The following is a 19,727-nucleotide window of genomic DNA, read 5'->3' on the forward strand; positions in this document are numbered from 1 at the left end:
TCTTTTTGAATCCCAGAGCACTCCCTTCGGCCCTGTCAGTCCGTCGCCGTCCGGCGACGGACTGACCGAATCGGGTATAAACACGCCCGCCCGAAACGCCCAATGCCATGCGCTCTTCACCGCCGGCCGGTAGTCTGGGAAGGATGCGCCGCCGGGTCGGGATCGCTCTGCTGATCGCGCTGGGGCTGGGCGTTGCCGCCTATCTGGCCGCCCTGGGCTATGTCGTGCTCAACATGAACCGCAGCACCCTTCAGCAGGCCGACGTGGTGCTGGTGCTGGGCTCGAGGGTCTACCGCGGCGAGCAGCTCAACCCCTGCCTGGTGAAGCGGGTGGAGGAGGGGGTCGAGGTGGTCCGGCAGGGCTGGGCCCGCTGGCTGGTGGTCTCGGGCGGGCTTGACCGCGAGACCGGCACCGTCGAGGCCCAGGCGATGGCCCGGATCGCGCAGCAGCGCGGCCTGCCCGAAGAACGCGTCGTGCTCGAGCCTAAAGCCCGCTCCACCTACCAGAACCTCCGCTTCACCCGGCAGATCATGGAAGAACGCGGCTGGAACACCGTAGTGATCGTGAGCGAGCCCTTCCACCTCCCCAGGGCCGCCCTGATGGCCCGCCGGCTGGGGCTCGAGTTCGCCCTCGCCCCCTCACCCCACTGCCCACAGAACCTACCCGCCTTCCTCCGCGAGCCCCTGGTGCTGCTGTACTACGCCTTGCGGGGTTGGAAGGAATAAGAAGTTGTAGTTTAGCTAAGCTGGTACTAGCATTATTTTGCCGGAGCTAGAGCTACCTCATAAATAGGAGCGCCGAAAGCATAACCCTCTCCGAGTCGGATATAAGCGCAATAAAGCTTCCGTTCTTGCTGATGCCCTGTTTGTGGGTCAATCACTCTTGTTAATAGAGTGCGGACGGCGAACCGATGGCTAATTTGTTCGTTTTCCCTCAGGCCGGTTGCGGGCTGACCAAATGATAGTGGGGCAAGCTTGGGTGGAACGGTGCCGACATATAGATTATACTGTTTTGAGCGGCCTAAGATTAGATCTAATACAAAGATACTATCCAAGCTCCGCAGCCCGTGTTTCTGTACCAAGGAACAGTAGCCAATTTTGGCGAGCATCCTAATGAAAGCGCGTATTTGTTCGTCACTGAAGCTAGAAATAGGATGAGAGATATGCAATGGCTCGCCATAAATGTCAATGAGCTTCTTAGTTACTCTTAAAGGGTAGAAAATCTCGTATTCCACATTTACTTGGTCATCTTGCGTTACTCCTCCGTGTAAAAATGTCGCTGGAGGAAGTATTGGATATAGTAGAGGAGCAGGATAATCGCTTGCAGATAACTCTACAGTCTTGCCATTTATAACCAAACTGTATTTCATTGCCCGCTGCTGTGCCATCTTGCGACTTGGCATATCGAGCAAGCCACGGATAGCTTTGAATGGCCCTCCAAGGACTTTTCCCTCAAAAGCACTAGTAATGGCTGAACAGTCTTTACAGGAGGCTTTCGGCAAGTAAAGTGATCCTCCAAGTCCATAAGGAACAATATGCTCATCAGATAAAGGTACGCCTGTTATGCCGCAATATATGCACTGATTTATCGGAGAGCAGACAGGTCGTTGGCCTCTTGGGTGAAAATGATTGCTCATATTGTTTCTAAGTCTATCACTGTGATAGACACAAGTCCTGCAGCCTTCTTCATAGGGATTGAACTGTAGGGGCAGCCTCCTGTGGCCACCCTGACCTCCCATAAGACAAGAGCATCTACAAGGGGGTGCCCCTACAAAAATGGAGCATTATGAGACGAAAAGACTGTTTTAAATGCCTAGACCAATCCAGGCTTGGCCGCTCCATCGCGCCACGAATACCTTGCGTTGCCCGTCCTTGCCCTCGTGCCACGCCACGAGGGGCCGGTCGTCGGGGCCCATCGCCAGCGAGAAGGCCGCGGCTTCGTTGGTGCTCACCGCCGGGCCCAGGCGTACCCACTGTTTGCCGTCCCAGCGCGCCACGCGCAGCTCGAGCCGCCCCGCGTTCTCGAGCCAACCCACCACCGGGTTGCCCCTGGCGTCGAGCGCCACCTTGGGCTGGGAACCACCGCCGCTGAGGGCGTTGACACTCTGGCCGAACTGCACCCACTTGCCACCCTCCCAACGCTTGACGTAGACGTTGTAGCCCTTGCCGCCCCCAGCCTCGTGGTAGGCCACTACCGGGCGGTCCTGGCGGTCCACCGCGACCGAGACCCCGGCGGCGTAGTTGTAGGGGTCGGCGTTGAGCGACTTGCCGAAGGGGATCCAGTTCTTGCCGCCCCAGGTGCCCGCGTACACGTTGAACCCGAGCGGCCCTTCGCCCTCCTTGTAGAGCTGGATGCTCCAGGCCAGGACGGCCTGGCCCTTGGAGTTCACCGCGATGTCCCTCGAGCGCGACGAGCCGCTGATGTCGGTGCTGAGGGAGCCGTTGTCCACCGTCTGCCACTCGAGGCCGGTCCAGCGCTCGACGTACACGCTGTCGCCGTTGAAGTCGGGGGTCATCTCGCTCCACTGCAGGTAGGGGTTGCCCCGCGGGTCGAGGGCCATGCGGGGGATGTCGGAGGTGGTGAGGGGGCTGTTGCTGGGGGAGTCGCCCAGCGCCTGCCAGGCCTGGCCGTCCCAGCGCGCGGCGTAGAGCTTGCCGTTGCCCGCGAGCTTGCCCTGGAACACCGGGTTCTTCTCGGTCCAGGCGGCCACCGGCTGGCCGTCGGGGCCCACGCGCACCAGCGCATAGGAGGCGTTCCAGGCGGCCTCGCGGTTGAGCGCCCCGCCCAGCCGCTTCCAGCCGGTGCCCTCCCAGCGGCGCACGTAGGCCTTGTAGACCCCGCCGGTCCTCTCGACCCAGGCCACCACCGGGCGGCCCTGCCGGTCGAGGTCGAGCGAGGGCTGCACCGCGTCCTGCGCGGGGTCGAAGTTGACCAGCGTGGGCGCGGCGGCGGCGAGCGAGGCCAGGGCGAGCAGGCCGGAGGCCAGGAAGAAGGGTGTGCGCATGGTTCTCCTTTCGCTCTAGCAGAGCTGGCGGCCGGGCTGTTTGCAGAAGCTGCGCTGCACCTCGCCGCTGCGGGCGAAGGCCTGGAGCTGGGGGTAGCTGAAGAGCATCTCGGTGGTCAGGGCGGTGCGGTGGCACTCCAGGCAGTCGCCGGGCACCTCCACGCCGGGCTCGAGCTCGCCCGTCCGGGGGTCGAAGGCCCCGAAGCGCCAGGAGGTGAGGCTGTCCTGGCCCTCGAGCCGGGTCATGGTGTGCACGTAGGGCTCGTCGGAGGCCCGCACGAAGAAGCCGCCCTCCCGAACGAAGCCGCCCCGGCCGTTGGGCTTGGCCTGGTGCAGGTCCACGAGCACCACCGTTCCCGGCGGCAGCGGCTGCCCCTTCCGCACGGCCTCGAGGGCCTCCGGCGCGATGTAGATGTCGCGGATGAGCCCGTCGACGCGGTCTACGGTGGCGTAGCGCACCAGCCGCGTCTTGTAGTCGCCGAGCCCGGTCTCCTGGGCCAACCCCGCCAGGAGCCCGCCGATCAGAAACGCCAGCCCCAGTGTCCGCTTCAGCATCGATCCCACACTCCATCAGAGCAGCACGGCGTTTCGGCCGCGTTCGCGCGAACCGGACGAGTAACGCTCAAAGCCCCGATCGCTGTATTTGAGTAACGATACTCCGGGATTTCGCGCCCAATGATAACACGTCAGCCTCGAGCCCGCAGGGCCTCGGCCAGCCGGTGGATACCTTCCTCGAGGCCCTCGGGGGGTACGGCGGCGTAGCTCAGGCGCAGGAAGGTCCCCGACGGCTCGCCGGGGAAGAAGATCCGGCCCGGGAAGACCTGCACCCCGGCGAGCATAGCCCGCCTCGAGACCTCCGCGTCGTCCCAGCCCTCGGGCAGGCGCAGCCAGAGGAACACGCTGCCGGTGGGGATGCGCCAGGGCCTTAGCTGGGGCAGGGCCTGGCGAAGGTGCTCGAGGGCGCTGTCCCGGCGGCGGCGCAGCTCGGCCTGCAGGCGCTGGAGGTGGGCGCGGCGCGAGGGGGAGGTCAGCACGTCCACCGCCACCTCCTGCAGCAGCGCCGAGACGAAGTGGTCGTCGAGCACCCGCAGCGAGCGGATGCGCGACCCCGCGGGGCCCTTGGCCACCACGGCGGCCACGCGCAGGCCGGGGGCGGTGGTCTTGGAGAAGGGCCGCACGTAGACCACCCGGGCGGGCTCGAGCGCCGCCAGCGGCGGGGGGGCTTCGCCCTCGAAGGTCAGGCCCCGGGCGTAGTCGTTCTCCACCACGAAGGCCCCGGCGGCCTCGACCACCCTCAGCACGGCCCTGCGGCGCTCGGGGGAGAGCACCGCGCCGCTGGGGTTGGCGTGCAGGGGCTGGCAGTAGAACACCCGGGCCCCGCTCTTGGCGAAGGCCTCCTGCAGCAGGTCGGGCCGCACCCCCTCGGCGTCGGCGGGCACCGGGACCGGGTGTAGCCCCAGGCTGCGCGCCACCCCCACGGCCCCGGGGTAGGTGGGCGACTCCATCAGGACGGGGCTGCCGGGGGCGGCCAGCGCCCGGAACACCGTCGAGAGGGCGGCCTGTGCCCCGGGCGTGATCTGCACGTCGCGCGAGGTGACGCCCGCGCCGAGCTCGCCCGCCACCACGCTGCGCAGGCTCTCCAGGCCCTCGGCGGGGGCCCAGTCCCACACCTCGAGCCGCCGCGCCACCCGGCGGGTGGCGGCCTGGATCTCCTTCAGCGCCGTGAGCGAGCGGTCGGGGTAGGCCTCGCCCAGCGGGATCATCCCGGCCTTGGCGGGCACCATCAGGTCGCGGATGCCCGCGGTGGGGTCGAGCCGCTGCCCCAGCGCGACCTCCTGCCAGCCGTAGTCCTCCTGCGCGGGCCTGCGCTCGGCGACGTAGGTCCCGCTGCCGGGCCGCACCACCACCAGCCCCTGCTGCGTGAGCTGGCTGAGCGCCTTGTTCACCGTCACCGGGCTCACCCCGTAGCGCGCGACCAGCTCGCGCACGGTGGGCAGGCGGGAGCCGGGCTCGAGCGCCCGCAACTGCTCCTTGAGCTGCTGGGCCAGCAGGTGGTGGGCGGGCTGGGGCGAGCGCGAGGCCATCTCGGTTCGAAGCTACCACAACGCCGAAGGGGCAGCGCGGCGGCTACCCCCTCGGGTGTCGTAAAACCTCGTTTGAAAGCGCCCGTGACCGTCGCGGGCCAGCGGCGACCGGCTATGGGCTACCGACGACCACACGGAGCCTAGTCCGCCGCCTGCTGCGAAGGCTCGGTCCTGGGCTCGGGCCGCGCCAGGATGAAGAACCACAGCAGGCCCAGCCCCCCGGCCACCAGGTTGACGTACCAGTACGGCGTGAAGCAGGCCACGCCCAGCACGCCCAGCACCCAGCTCTCCCAGCGCTGCAGGGTGCGGCGGGTGTAGCCCACCGTGGCCGCCGAGAGGAAGACGATCCCCACCCCCACGGCCAGGAAGCGCTCCCCGATGATCCCCCACTTCTGCGCCAGCGACAGGCCCAAGGTGGTGTCCTGCAGCACCGGCATGATCAGTAGGCCTGTCCCGGCGAAGGCGAAGAGGAAGAAGAAGCCCACCAGGTACTTCGACAGCGCCACCCGCGCGGCGTAGATCCCCGTCACCAGCGGGTTGGTCTTGAACACCGAGGCCGCGGCGTACGCCGAGAGCGCCACCGGCGGCGTCACGTCGGCGAGCACCGCGTAGTAGAAGAGGAACATGTGGGTCGCCAGCAGCGCGGCCCCGGCCGGGATGCCGTTGGCCTCGGCGATCTTGACGATGGCCGGGGCGGTGAGCGAGGAGGTGAGCACGTAGGTGGCGGTGGGCGGGATGCCCATGCCCAGGATCAGGCTGAACACGGCCGTCACCGCTGTCGCCAGCAGCAGGCTCTCGCCCGAGACCTGGCCCAGGAAGATCGAGAACTTCGAGGGCAGCCCGGTGATCACCATCATGCCGAAGATCAGGTTGGCCGCCACGATGGCCGTGCCGATGGGGATGAGCTGGCGGAAGCCGTCGGCGAGGCCCTCGAGGATGGGCATCAGGCCCCGCGGGCGCAGGGTGGGGTCGAGGTAGGTGATGAGCACGAAGCCCAGCATCGCCAGGCTCACCGCCGTGCTGACCTCGAAGCCCCGGTAGAGCATGGCCACGATCAGCAGGATGGGCAGGAAGATGGTGCTGTACCGGGCGATGTAGCGGCGGCGGCTCATGGCGAGGTCGGCGCCCACCGGCGGCAGCTTGGCCTTGCGGGCGTAGAACTCGTTGAAGGCCAGCACCGACAGCAGGTAGAGCAGGCACGGCCCGATGGACATGATCACCACCGTGAGGTAGGGGATCTGCAGGACCTCCACCATCACGAAGGCGATGCTCCCCAGCACCGGGGGGGTGATGAGCGCGATGGTCCCGGCCGTCGCCACCAGCCCCGCCCCGATCATGCGGTCGTAGCCCGCCCGCTCGTACAGCGGCTTGGTCAGCGTCGCCACGAACTGGGTGTCGGCGGCGCCCGAGCCGCTGAACATGCCCATGAAGATCGAGGCCACGCCGGTAGCCCGCCCGGGGGTCATGGGGGTACGCCCCACCAGCGCCAGCGCCAGGTTCGCCACGATGCGCCCCAGCCCCAGCGCACCGATCAGGCCCGAGAGGATGGTGAAGTAGACCAAGTACTTGGCCGAGACCCCGGTGATCAGGCCGTAGATGCCCGCCTCGGTCTCGTTGTAGGTCTTGCCCAGGATCAGGTCGATGCCGTTCTTGGCCCCGCGGAAGGTGCCGGGGACGTAGTGCCCGTAGAGGTTGTAGGCCAGGAAGACCAGCACCAGCGAGGGCATCACCGGCCCCAGCAGGCGGTAGACCAGCCCCAGCACCAGCACGATGAGGCTGAAGGACATCGCCATGTCCCAGCCCGCCGGGATCACCGCGCGGTAGACCAGCTCCTCGTAGAAGCGCATCTGGTAGACCAGGGGGGCCACGCTCAGCAGCGCGGCCAGGACGTCGCCGACCGCGCGCAACCTCGGCATCAGCGCCGGGAGCACCGCCAGGGCCCAGGCCAGCGTGCCCACCAGCTTCCCGGCCAGGGGGATGTCGACCCCCGTGACGTTGGGCACCCAGAAGGTGTAGAGGAACACCAGGCTCAGCAGCGCGAACACCCAGCTCCCCAGGGTGGGCTTCTGGGGGGTCTGGCGAGCGGTGATGAGGTACCCGGCGAGCACCAGGAAGAACACGTGCACGGCCCGCTCGAGCTGCACGATGTCGAGGACGGCGATGTCGGCCCGTGCGAGCGGGGTGAAGGGGTGGACGACCAGGTAGATGCTGTAGAGGGCCGCGGCCAGCAGCACGCCCCAGACCACCCACCCGAAGGGGGTTCTCTTACCGGAAGTCTCCTGAGCTAGCTCCATAGGGCCTCGCTTTCTCGAGCACGCAGGCGCGGGAGGGGCTGCACAAAGCTCCCTGGCCGGGAGAGGTCGCAGGGAGCTTGGGCAAAAGCTTCGCTAGGGCAGGCTTACTTGATCGCCCCGGCTTCCCGCAGGTACTTCACGGCCCCGGGGTGGAAGGGGATGACGGTCTTGGCCGCGTAGAGGTCGGCGGTGTTCTTGAGGGTGGTGTCGCGGGCCGCCGCGGTCGCCGTGACCAGGGTGTTGAGGTTGCCGAACACGGCCTTCATGATCGCCGTGGCCAGCTCGTCGGGCATGGAGGCCGGGCACAGGAAGACGTTGCCGGTGTAGAGCGCGGGGACGTTGCCGGCGGTGCCGTACACGCTCGCGGGCACCGTGCCGACGCTGACGATGCCGGGGAAGCGCTTGAGCAGGAGCTGAGCGGTGGTGCTGTCCTTGGTCACGGGGATCAGCCGGATCTTCTTGCCGGTGCGGGCGAGGGACTGCCCGACTTCCACCACGCTGGCGGTGGGCACGCCGCCCACCCAGAAGTAGGCGTCGATGGTGCCTTCGGACAGGGCCTTGGCGCTCTCGGCGGCGGGCAGGCGCTCGCGCTTGGAGAAGCTCTCGGGCTTTACGCCGGCGCCCTGGAGCACCAGAAGCGCCAGGTTCTCGGTCGAGGAGCCCGGCTGGCCGGTGGAGACCCGCTTGCCCTTGAGGTCTTGCAGCACCTTGATCCCCGACTGTTCGGTGGTGACGATGTGGATCAGGCTCGGGTACATGTAGAACATGATGCGCTGCATGTCGGCCTTCTTCTGGGCGAAGCGCGGCTCCTGGCCGGTGTAGGTCACCAGCGCGGAGTCGGTGGTGGCCAGCGCGCAGTAGTAGGTGTTGGAGCCGGGGTCGGTGCGGTCGCGCAGCAGCAGCAGGTTGTCGTACGAGCCGCCGGTCTGCTGGGCGGTGGAGTCGGCCACGCCGGTCTCGGTCAGCAGCTTGGCGATGGCCTGACCGTAGAAGAAGAACACGCCCCCGGTGCTGCCGGTGGGGATGACCACGCGGGGTTTTTGCGCCAGTGCCGTACCCGCCAGCACCGCAGCCGCCAGTAGGACCCAAACTCGTTTCACAAGCTCACCTCCGGGATCTTGGCTCGCCATGCGCCGGGCTCGAGCCCGACACCCCAGGCGGGGGTTTGCATAGCTTTGCAAAGTAACGAGTGGATTATAAGCATGTTGCATGTAAAATGTAAACACGAGCCTTACGGAACCAGCCCATATTGCAGGCGTAGCGGAGTGACCTATGAATATTCCTATGCTACCCCCCAACGAGCGCGTGGTCGATACCGTGCGGGAAACCCTGCGCGAGGCGATCCTCGAGGGCCGCCTGGCGCCCGGGCAAAAGCTCAGCGTGCCCGAGCTCGCCCGCCAGATGGGCGTTTCGCGCAGCCCGGTGCGCGAGGCCATCCTGCAACTGGTGGGGGAGGGCCTGGCGGTCGAGCGCACCCGCCGCGGGGTGGTCGTCGCCAACCTCAGCGCGCGCGACCTCGGCGAGATTTACGAGGTGCGGGAGGTGCTCGAGGCCCTTGCCGTGCGGCTCGCCGCCCAGCGCGCCCGCCCCGAGCAGTTGCGGGCGATGCGGGACGTGCTCGAACGGCAGCGCCAGGCGGTCGAGTCGCGCGACCCCCAGCTCTACAGCCAGACCAACCAGCAGCTCCACACCCTCATTAGCCAGAGCAGCGGCAACCCCCGGCTGCAGCGCATCCTGGCGCTGCTCTTCGGCGAGATGCAGCTCGCCTTCCGCACCCTCTCCAACAACCCCGCCCACACCATGCGCGGTCACCAGGAACACCGCCGCATCGTCGAGGCCCTCGAGGCCCGCGACTCCGGCGCGGCCGAGGCCGCCATGCGCCGCCACCTCGCCAGCACCCGGCTCGAGATCGACCGCCTCAGCCGGGCGCGGCACTGAAACCCGCGCCCCGTCTCAGCCACGCCCCCGGATCGTGGCTTAGCATTGGGTCGTGCTCGCATTGGCCCTGCTGCGCGACCCCCGCTACCGCAACTACTGGCTCGCCCTGTTCATCTCCCAGCTCGGAACCTGGATGCAGGCCGCCGCCCAAGGCTGGCTGGTGCTCGAGCTCACCGGCAGCGCCGAGCGGCTGGGGCTGGTGATGGTCTGCCAGTTCCTGCCCTCCTTGGTGCTCTCCCTGCCCGCGGGCGTCCTCGCCGACCGCCACTCCCGCCGCAACCTGCTGCTGCTGACCCAGGGGGGGATGGCCGTGCTGGCCGGCTTAATGGCCGTGCTGATCCTCACCGACCTGATCCGCTACGAGTACGTGCTGCTCTTCGCCTTCTTCTACGGGGCCTTCAACGCCATCGACCTGCCCGTGCGGCAGTCCTTCACGGTCGAGCTCGCCGGGCGGGAGCGCTACCCGGGCGCCATCGCCCTCAACTCCTTCGGCTTCAACGTCAGCCGGGTGACGGGCCCTGCGGTGGCGGGCCTGCTCATCGCGGGCGTCGGGCTGGGGTGGGCTTATGTGCTCAACGCCCTGTCCTTCGTGATCATGCTGGTGCTGCTGCTGCGCACGGCCAGCCGCGCCGTCGAGCCGGTCCACGGCAGCGCCGTGCAGCAGGCGCTCGAGGGCCTGCGCTACGTGTGGCAAGAGCCGCTGGTGCGCCAGGTGGTGCTGATGGTGGGGCTGGCGAGCCTGTTCGGGATGAATTTCCAGACCCTGGTCCCGGCGTACTCGAGGCTGGTGCTGGGCCTCGACGCCGAGGGCTACGGCTTCTTGATGTCGGCGGTGGGCGTCGGGGCCATCGGCGCGGCGCTGCTGCAGGCCTTCACCGCCCAGGCCCGCCCCGTCCGCACCCTGCTGGGCTCGGGCATCCTGGCCCTGTCGCTGGCCCTGCTGTTCCTGCCGCTGCCGCCCTGGGGCGTGGCGATGGTCCTGGCGATCTGCGGCTTCGGCATGATCACCACCCTGGTCAACGCCAACACCACCGTGCAACTCCTGGTCCCCGACCGCCTGCGCGGCCGCGTGATGTCGGTGTACTCGATGGTGCTGCTGGGCGTGGCCCCGGTCGGCGGCTACCTCACCGGCTCCCTCATGGACCAGCTAGGCGGCCGCACCGCCAGCCTGGTGCTCTCCTTGCTGCTGGTCCTCTCGGCCCTGTGGCTCTCCCGCCGCCCCTGGCCGCGCACGGTGGAGGAGAGGCCGAAGTCGGTGAGGGGGTAGCGGTAAGCGGTCAGCCGTCAGCTATCAGCCGTCAGCTTGTGGCTCGTGGTAGACCCCACCCCGGCGGCGTCGAGGGTCGAGGGCCAAGGCGTATTGCGTATTGTGTCTCGCGTACGACGTAGGACGTAGGACGTACGACCCGCGCCCGGCGCCCGGCCATCGACTATCAGCTATCGACTATCGACTATCGACTATCGACTATCGACCATCGACCATCACTGCTACCTCGCCTGCCCCGAATCCGGGTCGATCATCAGCGCCCTCGAGTCCACCGCCTCGAAGGCCGAGCCGGGGACGCGCTTGAGCTCGCGCAGCACGTCGTTGTCCCAACGCTCGTCGGGGGTGCCGCTGATGTACCAGCTCGAGCCGTTGTCGGCCAGGATCATGCCGTACTTCTTCAGGGCCCGCAGGATCACCTGCACCTGGGGGGAGAAGCCGGAGATGTCGTAGCCGGCTTTGAGGCGGAAGCGCTGGCCCATGGGCGGGTACTGGCTGCCGGTGAGGCTGGAGGCGTAGTGGCGGGCGGGCCAGACGTAGGCGCGGCGGGTCTGGGGGGCGGTGAAGCGCAGGGCGTGGTTGATCTTCCCGGCGGCCACCTCGTCGTAGCGCACCAGGCCGGGCAGGATGGGCAGGCCGGCGGCGTCGGCGGAGGTCCAGGTGTCGGGGCGCAGGGCGTTGGGCTTCAGGTCGAAGACGGCGCCCGAGTAGGCCCGCCAGCTCCCGTCCGGCTGCACGTAGGCGCTGAAGAGCTCGTAGAGCACGCAGTCGTCGCGGTCCACCACCAGCACGTGGCGGTCGCCGCGGCTGTCGGGACCGCCCTCGACGGGGGCGTCCGGGGGGATGGGGTAGGGGCCGGGGTCGCTCTCGTCGTCCACGGTGAAGCTGACCTGGACCCGCTTCTGGCTCCCCGGGACGGTGGTGTAGGGGATGCCGATGGGCTGGCCCTCGTAGAGGCCCGAGCCGAAGTCGGGGTGCAGGTACTTGCCCGCCCCGATGGTCTGGACGTAGGCCTCGGAGTTGGGGTCGAGGGGCAGGGTGTCTACGGGCGTGTTCCAGACGTTGTCGGCCGGGAAGAGCGTGCAGTCGCCCAGGGAAGGGGGCGGGTCGTCGTTGCCCCCGCCCCCTGCCGGGGCGTGGAAACAGCCCGCGAGCAGCGCGGCCAGGAGCCAGGCGGCAGGTGCTCGAGCCATGCCCCCAGTCTAGGAAGTCCCAGGCTCCCCGCCCTTGAGGCAGGGTTCATGTCACGCCGCGCGGCTGTGGTCGCGCCGACCGCTCAGGGCTGCCAGTCCTGCGGGCGCTCGGCCAGGCCCAGGCGCCAGGCCACGCCCTGCGCGCAGCGCTTGGCCGCCTGGCCGTCGCCGTAGGGGTTCTTGGCGCTCGCCATCTTCTTGCGGTCGGCCTCGTCGGCCAGGAGGCCCGTGACCATCCGGTAGACCCGCTCGGGGTCGGTGCCCGCCAGGCGCAGGATGCCCGCCTCCACCCCCTCGGGCCGCTCGGTGACGTTGCGCAGCACCACCACCGGCACGCCCAGCGCCGCGCCCTCCTCCTGCAGGCCGCCCGAGTCGGTGACGATGAGGTCGCTCTTGCCCATCAAAGCCGACATGGGGCCGTACTCGAGCGGGTCGGTGAGGCGGAAGTTGGGCACCTTCTCCAGCACCGGCCACACCGCCTCGCGCACCACCGGGTTGAGGTGGACGGGGAAGACGAAGGTGAAGTCGGGGTGGTCGTGGGCGGCGCGGGCCAGCGCGCGGGCCAGCTCGCCCAGCACCTCCCAGTTCTCGCGGCGGTGCAGCGTCACCGTGACCAGCTTGCCGCCGGGGACGCCCTCGGGGAGCTGCCCCACCTTGGCGGCGTAGAGCACCGCGTCGATGCCGGTCTGGCCCGTCACCAGCACCTGCTCGGGGTTCTTGTGCTCGGCCAGCAGGTTCTGCTTGGCGAGGGGCGTGGGGGCGAGGTCGAGGTCGGTGAGGGCGTCGGTGAGGCGGCGGTTGGCCTCCTCGGGGAAGGGCTCGGCCATGTTGAAGCTGCGCAGCCCGGCCTCCACGTGCCCCACGGGGATGCGCTCGAGGAAAGCCGCCCAGGCCACCACGAAGGTGGTGAGGGTGTCGCCGTGCACGAGCACGTAGTCGGCCTCGAGCTCGCGCAGGGAGCGGGCCGCCTGGGGCAGGATGCGCGCGGCGAGCTCAGGGAGGGTCTGGCGCTCGGTCATCACGTCGAGGTTGCGCTCGGCGGGCACGTTGAACAGCGAGATGGCCTGGAGCAACTGCTCGCGGTGCTGCCCGGTGAGCAGCACCACGGGCTCGAGGCCCGGCGTTTCCTTGAGGGCGTGGTAAACCGGGGCCATCTTGGTGGCCTCGGGGCGGGTTCCGAAGGCGAGGACGACGCGCTTCATAAGCCTTGCAAGTCTATCGCACCCGGCCTCCAGGGGCGACAGGCTCTGCGAGGCTCAGCGGCGGCGCAGCTCCTCCAGCGGCACCGCGCGGGTGTGCTCGGTCTTCTCCCAGCGGCCCTGGTCGCGCACCAGCCACAGGGCGCTGAAGAGCGGGATGGCCCAGCTCAGGCCGAAGCCCACGGTCGCCAGGAGCGCGGGGAGGTAGCGCAGCACCACCCGGCCCGAGTGCAGCGAGGGGGCGATGGCGGTCAGCAACGCCGCGTTCGCCATGCCCAGCCACGAGGCCACGACCCCCAACTGGCCCGGCAGGCTGTAACCCTCCCCGGCGGCGATGAGCACGTAGGCGAGGCCCATCGCCACGAAGTTGAGCAGCATCAGGACGGGGGAGGCCAGGTAGAGCAGGAGGTCGAGGTGCTGCCAGCGGCGGGTGCGCAGCCAGGCCCGCAGCAGCCGCGGCCCGTAGCGACTGAGCACCCAGAAGTGCCCCTGCATCCAGCGGGTGCGCTGGCGCACCGAGCTCCGCAGGGTCAGGGGCTTCTCGTCGTAGACGACGGCCCAGTCGTTCCAGTGGACCCGTCCGCCCCCCAGCACCAGCATCGCGGTGTACTCGAGGTCCTCCGTCAGGCTCTGCGGCTGCCAGCCGGTGCGGCGCAGGGTGCGGCTGCGGATGACGCAGCCCGTCCCGCCCAGGGTCCCGGAGAGGCCCAGGTGCTGGCGGGCGAGTTGCCAGAAGCGGTTGGAGTGCCAGTAGGCCAGGGCGATGGCGCGGGTGACCCAACTGTCGTCGGGGTTCTTGGTGTCGAGGTAGCCCTGCACCGCCTCGGCCTCGGGGTGGGCCTCGAGGTAGTCGTTCATGCGCTCGAGGAACTCCGGGTGGGCCAGGTTGTCGGCGTCGAGCATCGCCACCGCGTCGTAGCGCTCGAGCCCGATCTGGCCCAGCGCCCAGCGCAGGGTCCAGCTCTTGCCGCGGCGCTGGGGGTCGTGGCGCTCGAGCACCATCGCCCCGTGCGCCCCGGCGACGGCGGCGGTGGCGTCGGTGCAGTTGTCGGCGCACACCAGCACGTCGAACTCGCCCCTGTACGTCTGGGCCTGGAGGCTTCGCAGCAGCGGCCCGATCACCCGCGCCTCGTCGTGGGCGGGGATCAGCACCGCGAAGCGCCTCAAGGCGCGGGCCCGCGGCAGCAGCCGGGGTCCCTGGAAGCCGCGCAGGCCCAGGAGGAACTGGTACAGCGACGCCAGCAGCAAAACGGTGCCCAGGCCGGCCAATCCGAGTTGAATTATCCACCAAATGGCTGAGTTCAATCCATCATCAGTATGGCAACGGCGGCCCCCGCGGGGGCCGCCGGAAGGCACAATTCGGGCGCCGGTTTCAGGGGGCCGGGATGTGGCCCTCGAGCTGCCGCTCCTCCCGCCACACCGCCCGCAGCTTGCGCCAGACGGTATACGCCAGCAGCGCCGTGGTCCCGATGGCCGAGGCCACCACGACCTGCGGGGGCACGCTCGGCTGCACCGTCATGGCGATGATGTTGAAGATGAGCGTGAGGATCCACAGCGCCACCGTGGTGCGCCGCTGCGAGAGCCCGCGGGCGAGCAGGATGTGGTGGATGTGGTCCTTGCCCGGGGTGGACATGGGGTTTTGCCGCTGGAGCAGCCGCCGGATGATGACCCGGGCCGTGTCGAAGATGGGCAGCAGCAGGAACAGCGCGGTGGGCACCAGCGAGAAAACCGTGGTCACCTTCAGGCTGCCCAGCAGCGCCGTAGCCGCCAGCACGTAGCCGAAGAAGTAGGCCCCGGCGTCGCCCATGATGATCTTGGAGGGGTGGAAGTTGTGCCGCAAGAACCCGAGCGCCGCCCCGCTCATGGCGGCGAGCACCAGCGTCGCCGCGGCCCAGCGCGGGTCCTGGGCCGAGACCGCCAGCAGGCTCATCGCGGTGATGTAGCTGATGCCCCCCGCCAGCCCGTCCACCCCGTCCATCAGGTTGATGGCGTTGGTGATGCCCATGACCCATACCACCGTCAGGAAGGTGCCCAGCAGGGGGTCGAGCGCGGTGCCGAAGGCCGTGTCGAAGCGGATGCCCACCGCCACCAGCAGCAAGGCCGCCAGGAACTGCACCACCAGCCGGAAGACCGGCGGCAGGCTGAACTGGTCGTCGATGAAGCCCACCAGCACCAGGATGGAGCCGCCCAGCAGGATGGCGAGCACCTGGATCTGCACCTGCTGGATGAGGATGGGGTTGAGCGCGGTAGCCACGATCATCGCCGCGATGACCCCGGCGTAGATCGCCAGCCCCCCGGCGTTGGGCAAAGGCTCCTTGTTGAGCCGGCGCGCGTTGGGCTGGTCGGCCCAGCCCACCTTCAGCGCGAAGCGCCGCACGCTGGGGATGAAGCGCCAGGTGATGACCCAGGCCACCACGAAGGTGAACACCACCGTCAGCCAGCCGGCGCCCGCGGGGTTGGCGATGCCTAAGGACTCGAGAAAATCGCTCATGGCTCGACTACTCGACTAATAGCTTATCGCCGATAGCCCATGGCCGATAGCCGAGCGCCCGGTCGCTGGGGCTCACGGCTTAGGGTGAAAGGCCTTTCCCCACGGGCCGCGGGCTATCGGCTACAGGCCACCGGCGTCACTTCGTGCCGTAGATCCGGTCCCCCGCGTCCCCCAGGCCCGGCACGATGTAGCCGTGGTCGTTGAGGTACTCGTCCACGGCCGCGACCACGATGTCCACGTCGGGGTGGGCCTTCCGCACCCGCTCGACCCCCTCGGGCGCGGCGATGATGCTCATGAGCTTGATCTGGCTGGCCCCCCGCTGCTTGAGCACGTCGATGGCGTGGACTGCGCTGCCCGCCGTCGCCAGCATGGGGTCGGTGAGGAAGACCCGGCGGCCCCCGATGTCCTCGGGGAGCTTGGCGTAGTACTCGACCGGGTTGAGCGTCTGGGGGTCGCGGTAGAGGCCGATGTGCCCCACCCGCGCCGCCGGGACGAGCTTCAAGATGCCGTCCACCATGATCAGCCCGGCCCGCAGGATGGCGACGAGGGCCAGCTTCTTGCCCGAGAGCACGTGCGCGGTCATGGAGGTGAGCGGGGTCTCGATGGTCACGGGGTCGAGCTCGAGGTCGCGCATCGCCTCGTAGGCCATGAGCATCGAAACTTCCTCCATCAGCTCGCGGAAGTCTTTGCTCCCGGTGTTCTTGTCGCGCAGGATCGCCAGTTTGTGCTGGACCAGGGGGTGGTCGACAACGGTCAGCTTCATCGGGCAAATCGTAACACCGAGGGTGAGGGAGGGTCGATAGCTGGACGCAAAACGCAAGACGCAAAACGCTAAACGCAAGACGCAAGACGCAAGACGCAAGACGCGAAACGCTAAACGCTAAACGCGAAACGCTAAACGCTAAACGCGAAACGCTAAACGCATGCCGTACGTCCTACGTCGTACGCAATACGCAAAGCGCAAGACGCAAGACGCAAGTCGTAAGTCCTACGTCTTACGTCGTACGCAAGACACATAACGCGAGTTGCCTTGACCCTCGACCCTTGACCGTCCTTCCCTAAAGCTCCGGGAACTCCTGGTAGAAGCGCAGGGCCTTGGGCATCTTCTCGGTGACGGCGGATTCGAAGCCTTCGGGCTCGTTGGTGCGGAACCAGTGCATGTCGTGGAGGTAGGTCAGGGGGACCCAAAAGCGCAGGCGGGGCCAGAGGGTGGGGGCGTCGGGGTAGCCTCGGACGATTGAGCGCAGGGCAAAGAGGGCTTGGGGCTCGCCCAGGAGGTCGAGGGTGCCGGTCTTGAGGATGGCGAGGTCGCGGGCGGGGTCGTCGGGGCAGGCGCGCACCCAATCGACCAAGAAGGCGGCGGGGACGCCGGCGTCTGCTCCCGGGTCGCGCAGCAGGACGTTGCCGGCGTGGGGGTCGCGGTGGCAGAAGGCCTGGGGGGTGCCCGCGACCTCCTCGACGTGCCCCCGCAGCCAGCCCACCAGGCGCTGGGCGTCCTCGAGGTCGTGCAACGTTCCCCCGAACTGCTCGAGCCGCGCCTCCAACCGCTGCTGGCTGACCACGCCCATCTCCGGGATCTGGTGCAACTGGCGGAAGAAGTCCCCCAGGCTCTCCAGCGCCTCGGGGGTGAAGCGCTCGGGGGCGAAGTTCTGGCCCGGGAACCGGCGGGTGACCAGGACGCCGTTGCCCTCGAGCTCGAAGGCCTCCACCACCCACGCCCCCAGGCCCGCCTTGCTCATGTTGGCGGCCTCGAGGTGCGCCGCGAAGGGGCCTGCGGGCTGGTTGGGCCAGCTCGGCGTGGGGCCGTAGATCTTGCACACCAGCCCGTCGGTGCCGAAGGTGCGGGCCTCGCTCCCCTGGGTCAGGGGTCGCAGCGGGTGGCCGAAGCGTTGCTCGAGCTGGTGCAGCAGGTCGGTCACAGCGGCCCTCACCATACCAAAACTCGCCCCGCGCCCGGGGCGGGTGGCTAAACTCGGGGCATGAGCCGGAAGATCGTTTACAACGGGGCGGAGTATTCGAGCCCCGAGGAGATGCCCCTCGAGGCGCAGCAGACCTACCGCCAGATGATGGACCTGCTGGGGGACGCCGACGGCGCGCCGGACCTGCTCGAGGGCGTCCGCGGGGGCACAGAGCCGGTCGAGATCCAGTCGGTCGAGCGCAGCTACGTGATCAACGGCCAGCGTTACGACAGCCTCGAGGCCGTGCCGCCCGAGCTGCGCGCACAGCTCGAGGACGCCCTGACGGAGGCCGAGCGTGCGCTCGGGGAGGAGGCGGCCGCTCCGGTCCACAGCTTCATGGCCCAGGGCCAGGCCCCCGGCGCGGCGCCCTCCGGTCCCGGCTTCCTCGAGCAGGCCTGGCGGGTGCTGCGGGTGCTGCTGGCGCTGGCGGCCCTGGGCTGGCTGCTCAGCCGCATCGCGGCCAACCTGGGCTGACGCCCGCGCCCTCCCCGGCGGCCGGCCACATGTTCAACCCGCCGGGCATGGCGGTATCCTGAAGGGTATATGCTGGAGAAACTCAACCAACTCGAAGACGAATATCGGGACCTCGAGGCCAGCCTGGCCGACCCGGCTGTGCTCTCGGACCAGTCCCGATATCAGCGCCTGTCGCGGCGCTACGCCGAGATGGGCTCGCTGGTCGAGCTCATCCGCCGCTACAAGAAGGCCCTCGAGGACCTCGAGGGCGCCCGGAGCCTGATGTTCGACCCCGAGATGGGCGAGGTCGCCAAGGCCGAGGTGGCCGAGCTCGAGGCCCGCATCCCGCCGATGGAGAAGGAGCTGGAGGTCATGCTCCTGCCCAAAGACCCCGCCGACGACAAGAACGCCATCATCGAGATCCGCGCGGGCACGGGCGGGGAAGAGGCCGCACTCTTCGCCCGCGACCTCTACGAGATGCTGCTGCGCTACGCCCAGAAGCTGGGCTTCCAGACCGAGACCCTCGACACCCAGCTCACCGACCTCGGCGGCCTCTCCAAGGTCTCCTTCGAGGTCAACGGCCCCGGCGCCTACGGCGTGTTCAAGTACGAGTCGGGCGTCCACCGCGTGCAGCGGGTCCCGGCCACCGAGACCCAGGGCCGCATCCACACCTCCACCGCCACCGTGGCCGTGCTGGCCGAGGCCGAGGAGGTGGACGTGAAGATCGACCCCGCCGACCTCGAGATCACCGTCTCGCGCGCGAGCGGCCCCGGCGGGCAGGGCGTCAACACCACCGACAGCGCGGTGCAGGTGCTGCACAAGCCCACCGGCATGATCGTGAGCTGCATGGAGTCGCGCAGCCAGATCAAGAACCGGGAGAAGGCGCTCACCATCCTGCGCTCGAGGCTTTTGGAGATCAAGCGCGCCGAGGAGGCCGCCAAGCTGCGGGAGAACCGCCTGGCCCAGATCGGCACCGGCGAGCGCAGCGAGAAGATCCGCACCTACAACTTCCCCCAGTCCCGCGTCACCGACCACCGCCTGGAGGGCGAGGACAAAAACCATGACCTCCACACCGTCATCGGCGGCGACCTCTCCGAGTTGCACGCAGCGTTGCGCAAGGCCGACCAGGAACGCCAGCTCGAGGCCCTGACCGAACGGGTCTAGAAAGGGGTGGCGCGATGACGGTGAACATCCGGTTCACCCCTTCCGGCCTTTCGCGAGGGGCGCGATGAGCGCCGGGCTGCGGCGCGAGTTGCTGGTGGCGGCAGCGATTCTCATGGACAAACAGGGGCGGGTGCTGCTCGTCGCCAACGACTGGAGCCGCCGGGGGCACGTGCGCTACACCCTGCCCGGCGGCGCCGTGGAGGCAGGGGAGAGCCTCCTGGACGCCGTGGCGCGCGAGGTGCGGGAGGAGACCGGCCTGCGGGTGAAGAGCATCGAACACCTGGCCTACGCCGTGCAGATCGAGGACGCCCGCAAGGCCGAGCGCACCATCGCCATGGCCTTCCGGGCCAACTACGACGGCCTGCTCAACCCCCGCGACCCCGACGGCCACATCGTCGAGGCCCGCTTCTTCAGCCTCGAGGAGGTCGCGCAGAAGCTCGAGGAGCACCGCCCCCTGCGCGAGCCGCTGCTCGACTACCTGCGCGGGGAGCGTGGCCGCTTCTACGTGTACCCGAGCTGGGGCGGGGAGGGGCGGAAGATCTGAACGCTGATGGCTGATAGCCGATAGCCGGGCGCCGGACGCAGGTCCTACGTCCTACGTCGTACGTCGTACGCAAGACGCCAAACGCAAAACGCCCTTTGTTTACCCCCCTTAGCAAGGGGGGCTGGGGGGATACCCCCTCCC

The 19,727-nt window shown here is 68.5% G+C and carries 18 protein-coding genes; 6 read left to right on the forward strand and 12 right to left on the reverse strand.

Annotation, left to right across the window (positions count from 1 at the left end):
* Positions 1–143: 143 nt before the first annotated feature.
* Positions 144–725 carry a YdcF family protein gene (locus tag MEICH_RS26375; RefSeq protein ID WP_051304396.1) on the forward strand — a complete coding sequence of 194 codons (582 nt, stop codon included), beginning with the start codon at positions 144–146 and terminating at the stop codon, positions 723–725.
* Positions 726–757: 32 nt separating this feature from the next.
* On the opposite strand, the gene MEICH_RS29005 is transcribed toward MEICH_RS26375, so the two are convergent.
* From MEICH_RS29005 to MEICH_RS0121075, 6 genes are all read right to left on the reverse strand, one after another.
* Positions 758–1,636, reverse strand: coding sequence for a hypothetical protein (locus MEICH_RS29005; RefSeq protein ID WP_157202947.1), 879 nt, complete (start codon positions 1,634–1,636; stop codon positions 758–760).
* Between the two features lie 168 nt (positions 1,637–1,804).
* Positions 1,805–3,004 carry a hypothetical protein gene (locus MEICH_RS0121055; RefSeq protein WP_027894250.1) on the reverse strand — a complete coding sequence of 400 codons (1,200 nt, stop codon included), beginning with the start codon at positions 3,002–3,004 and terminating at the stop codon, positions 1,805–1,807.
* 15 nt (positions 3,005–3,019) lie between these two features.
* Positions 3,020–3,559, reverse strand: coding sequence for a cytochrome P460 family protein (locus tag MEICH_RS0121060; RefSeq protein WP_027894251.1), 540 nt, complete (start codon positions 3,557–3,559; stop codon positions 3,020–3,022).
* A gap of 131 nt (positions 3,560–3,690) precedes the next feature.
* Positions 3,691–5,088: an aminotransferase-like domain-containing protein gene (locus tag MEICH_RS0121065; RefSeq protein WP_084542456.1), complete on the reverse strand. Its 1,398-nt coding sequence runs from the start codon at positions 5,086–5,088 to the stop codon at positions 3,691–3,693.
* 140 nt (positions 5,089–5,228) lie between these two features.
* Positions 5,229–7,382 carry a TRAP transporter permease gene (locus MEICH_RS0121070; RefSeq protein ID WP_027894253.1) on the reverse strand — a complete coding sequence of 718 codons (2,154 nt, stop codon included), beginning with the start codon at positions 7,380–7,382 and terminating at the stop codon, positions 5,229–5,231.
* A 104-nt stretch (positions 7,383–7,486) separates the two neighbouring features.
* A complete protein-coding gene (locus tag MEICH_RS0121075; RefSeq protein ID WP_027894254.1) occupies positions 7,487–8,482 on the reverse strand; it encodes a TAXI family TRAP transporter solute-binding subunit in 996 nt (331 codons plus the stop codon).
* A 172-nt stretch (positions 8,483–8,654) separates the two neighbouring features.
* On the opposite strand from MEICH_RS0121075, the gene MEICH_RS0121080 reads away from it, so the two are divergent.
* A complete protein-coding gene (locus MEICH_RS0121080) occupies positions 8,655–9,320 on the forward strand; it encodes a GntR family transcriptional regulator (protein WP_027894255.1) in 666 nt (221 codons plus the stop codon).
* Between the two features lie 52 nt (positions 9,321–9,372).
* Positions 9,373–10,587, forward strand: coding sequence for an MFS transporter (locus tag MEICH_RS0121085; protein ID WP_027894256.1), 1,215 nt, complete (start codon positions 9,373–9,375; stop codon positions 10,585–10,587).
* 221 nt (positions 10,588–10,808) lie between these two features.
* Here the strand turns inward: MEICH_RS0121085 and MEICH_RS0121090 are convergent, their stop codons facing one another.
* The 6 genes from MEICH_RS0121090 to MEICH_RS0121115 all read right to left on the reverse strand — a co-directional run bounded on the left by MEICH_RS0121090 (position 10,809) and on the right by MEICH_RS0121115 (position 17,401).
* A complete protein-coding gene (locus MEICH_RS0121090) occupies positions 10,809–11,777 on the reverse strand; it encodes a hypothetical protein (protein WP_027894257.1) in 969 nt (322 codons plus the stop codon).
* A gap of 83 nt (positions 11,778–11,860) precedes the next feature.
* Positions 11,861–12,979 carry a non-hydrolyzing UDP-N-acetylglucosamine 2-epimerase gene (gene wecB / locus MEICH_RS0121095; protein ID WP_027894258.1) on the reverse strand — a complete coding sequence of 373 codons (1,119 nt, stop codon included), beginning with the start codon at positions 12,977–12,979 and terminating at the stop codon, positions 11,861–11,863.
* Positions 12,980–13,033: 54 nt separating this feature from the next.
* Positions 13,034–14,281: a glycosyltransferase family 2 protein gene (locus tag MEICH_RS0121100; RefSeq protein WP_027894259.1), complete on the reverse strand. Its 1,248-nt coding sequence runs from the start codon at positions 14,279–14,281 to the stop codon at positions 13,034–13,036.
* A gap of 67 nt (positions 14,282–14,348) precedes the next feature.
* The gene (locus tag MEICH_RS0121105) at positions 14,349–15,467 is read right to left on the reverse strand and encodes an MraY family glycosyltransferase (RefSeq protein ID WP_027894260.1); all 1,119 of its coding nucleotides are present in this window, start codon (positions 15,465–15,467) and stop codon (positions 14,349–14,351) included.
* Between the two features lie 136 nt (positions 15,468–15,603).
* Positions 15,604–16,230, reverse strand: a complete 627-nt coding sequence (gene upp / locus MEICH_RS0121110; RefSeq protein ID WP_027894261.1) for a uracil phosphoribosyltransferase — start codon at positions 16,228–16,230, stop codon at positions 15,604–15,606.
* A 295-nt stretch (positions 16,231–16,525) separates the two neighbouring features.
* Positions 16,526–17,401, reverse strand: coding sequence for a phosphotransferase family protein (locus MEICH_RS0121115; RefSeq protein WP_027894262.1), 876 nt, complete (start codon positions 17,399–17,401; stop codon positions 16,526–16,528).
* A 45-nt stretch (positions 17,402–17,446) separates the two neighbouring features.
* Here MEICH_RS0121115 and MEICH_RS0121120 point away from each other — a divergent pair, with 45 nt between their 5' ends.
* From MEICH_RS0121120 to MEICH_RS0121130, 3 genes are all read left to right on the forward strand, one after another.
* On the forward strand, positions 17,447–17,899 hold the full coding sequence (locus tag MEICH_RS0121120; RefSeq protein WP_027894263.1) for a hypothetical protein: 453 nt from the start codon (positions 17,447–17,449) through the stop codon (positions 17,897–17,899).
* Positions 17,900–17,968: 69 nt separating this feature from the next.
* Positions 17,969–19,042, forward strand: a complete 1,074-nt coding sequence (gene prfA / locus MEICH_RS0121125) for a peptide chain release factor 1 (protein WP_027894264.1) — start codon at positions 17,969–17,971, stop codon at positions 19,040–19,042.
* A gap of 76 nt (positions 19,043–19,118) precedes the next feature.
* Positions 19,119–19,586: an NUDIX hydrolase gene (locus MEICH_RS0121130; RefSeq protein WP_027894265.1), complete on the forward strand. Its 468-nt coding sequence runs from the start codon at positions 19,119–19,121 to the stop codon at positions 19,584–19,586.
* Positions 19,587–19,727 lie beyond the last annotated feature (141 nt).

Source organism: Calidithermus chliarophilus DSM 9957, assembly GCF_000430045.1.
Classification (GTDB): domain Bacteria; phylum Deinococcota; class Deinococci; order Deinococcales; family Thermaceae; genus Calidithermus; species Calidithermus chliarophilus.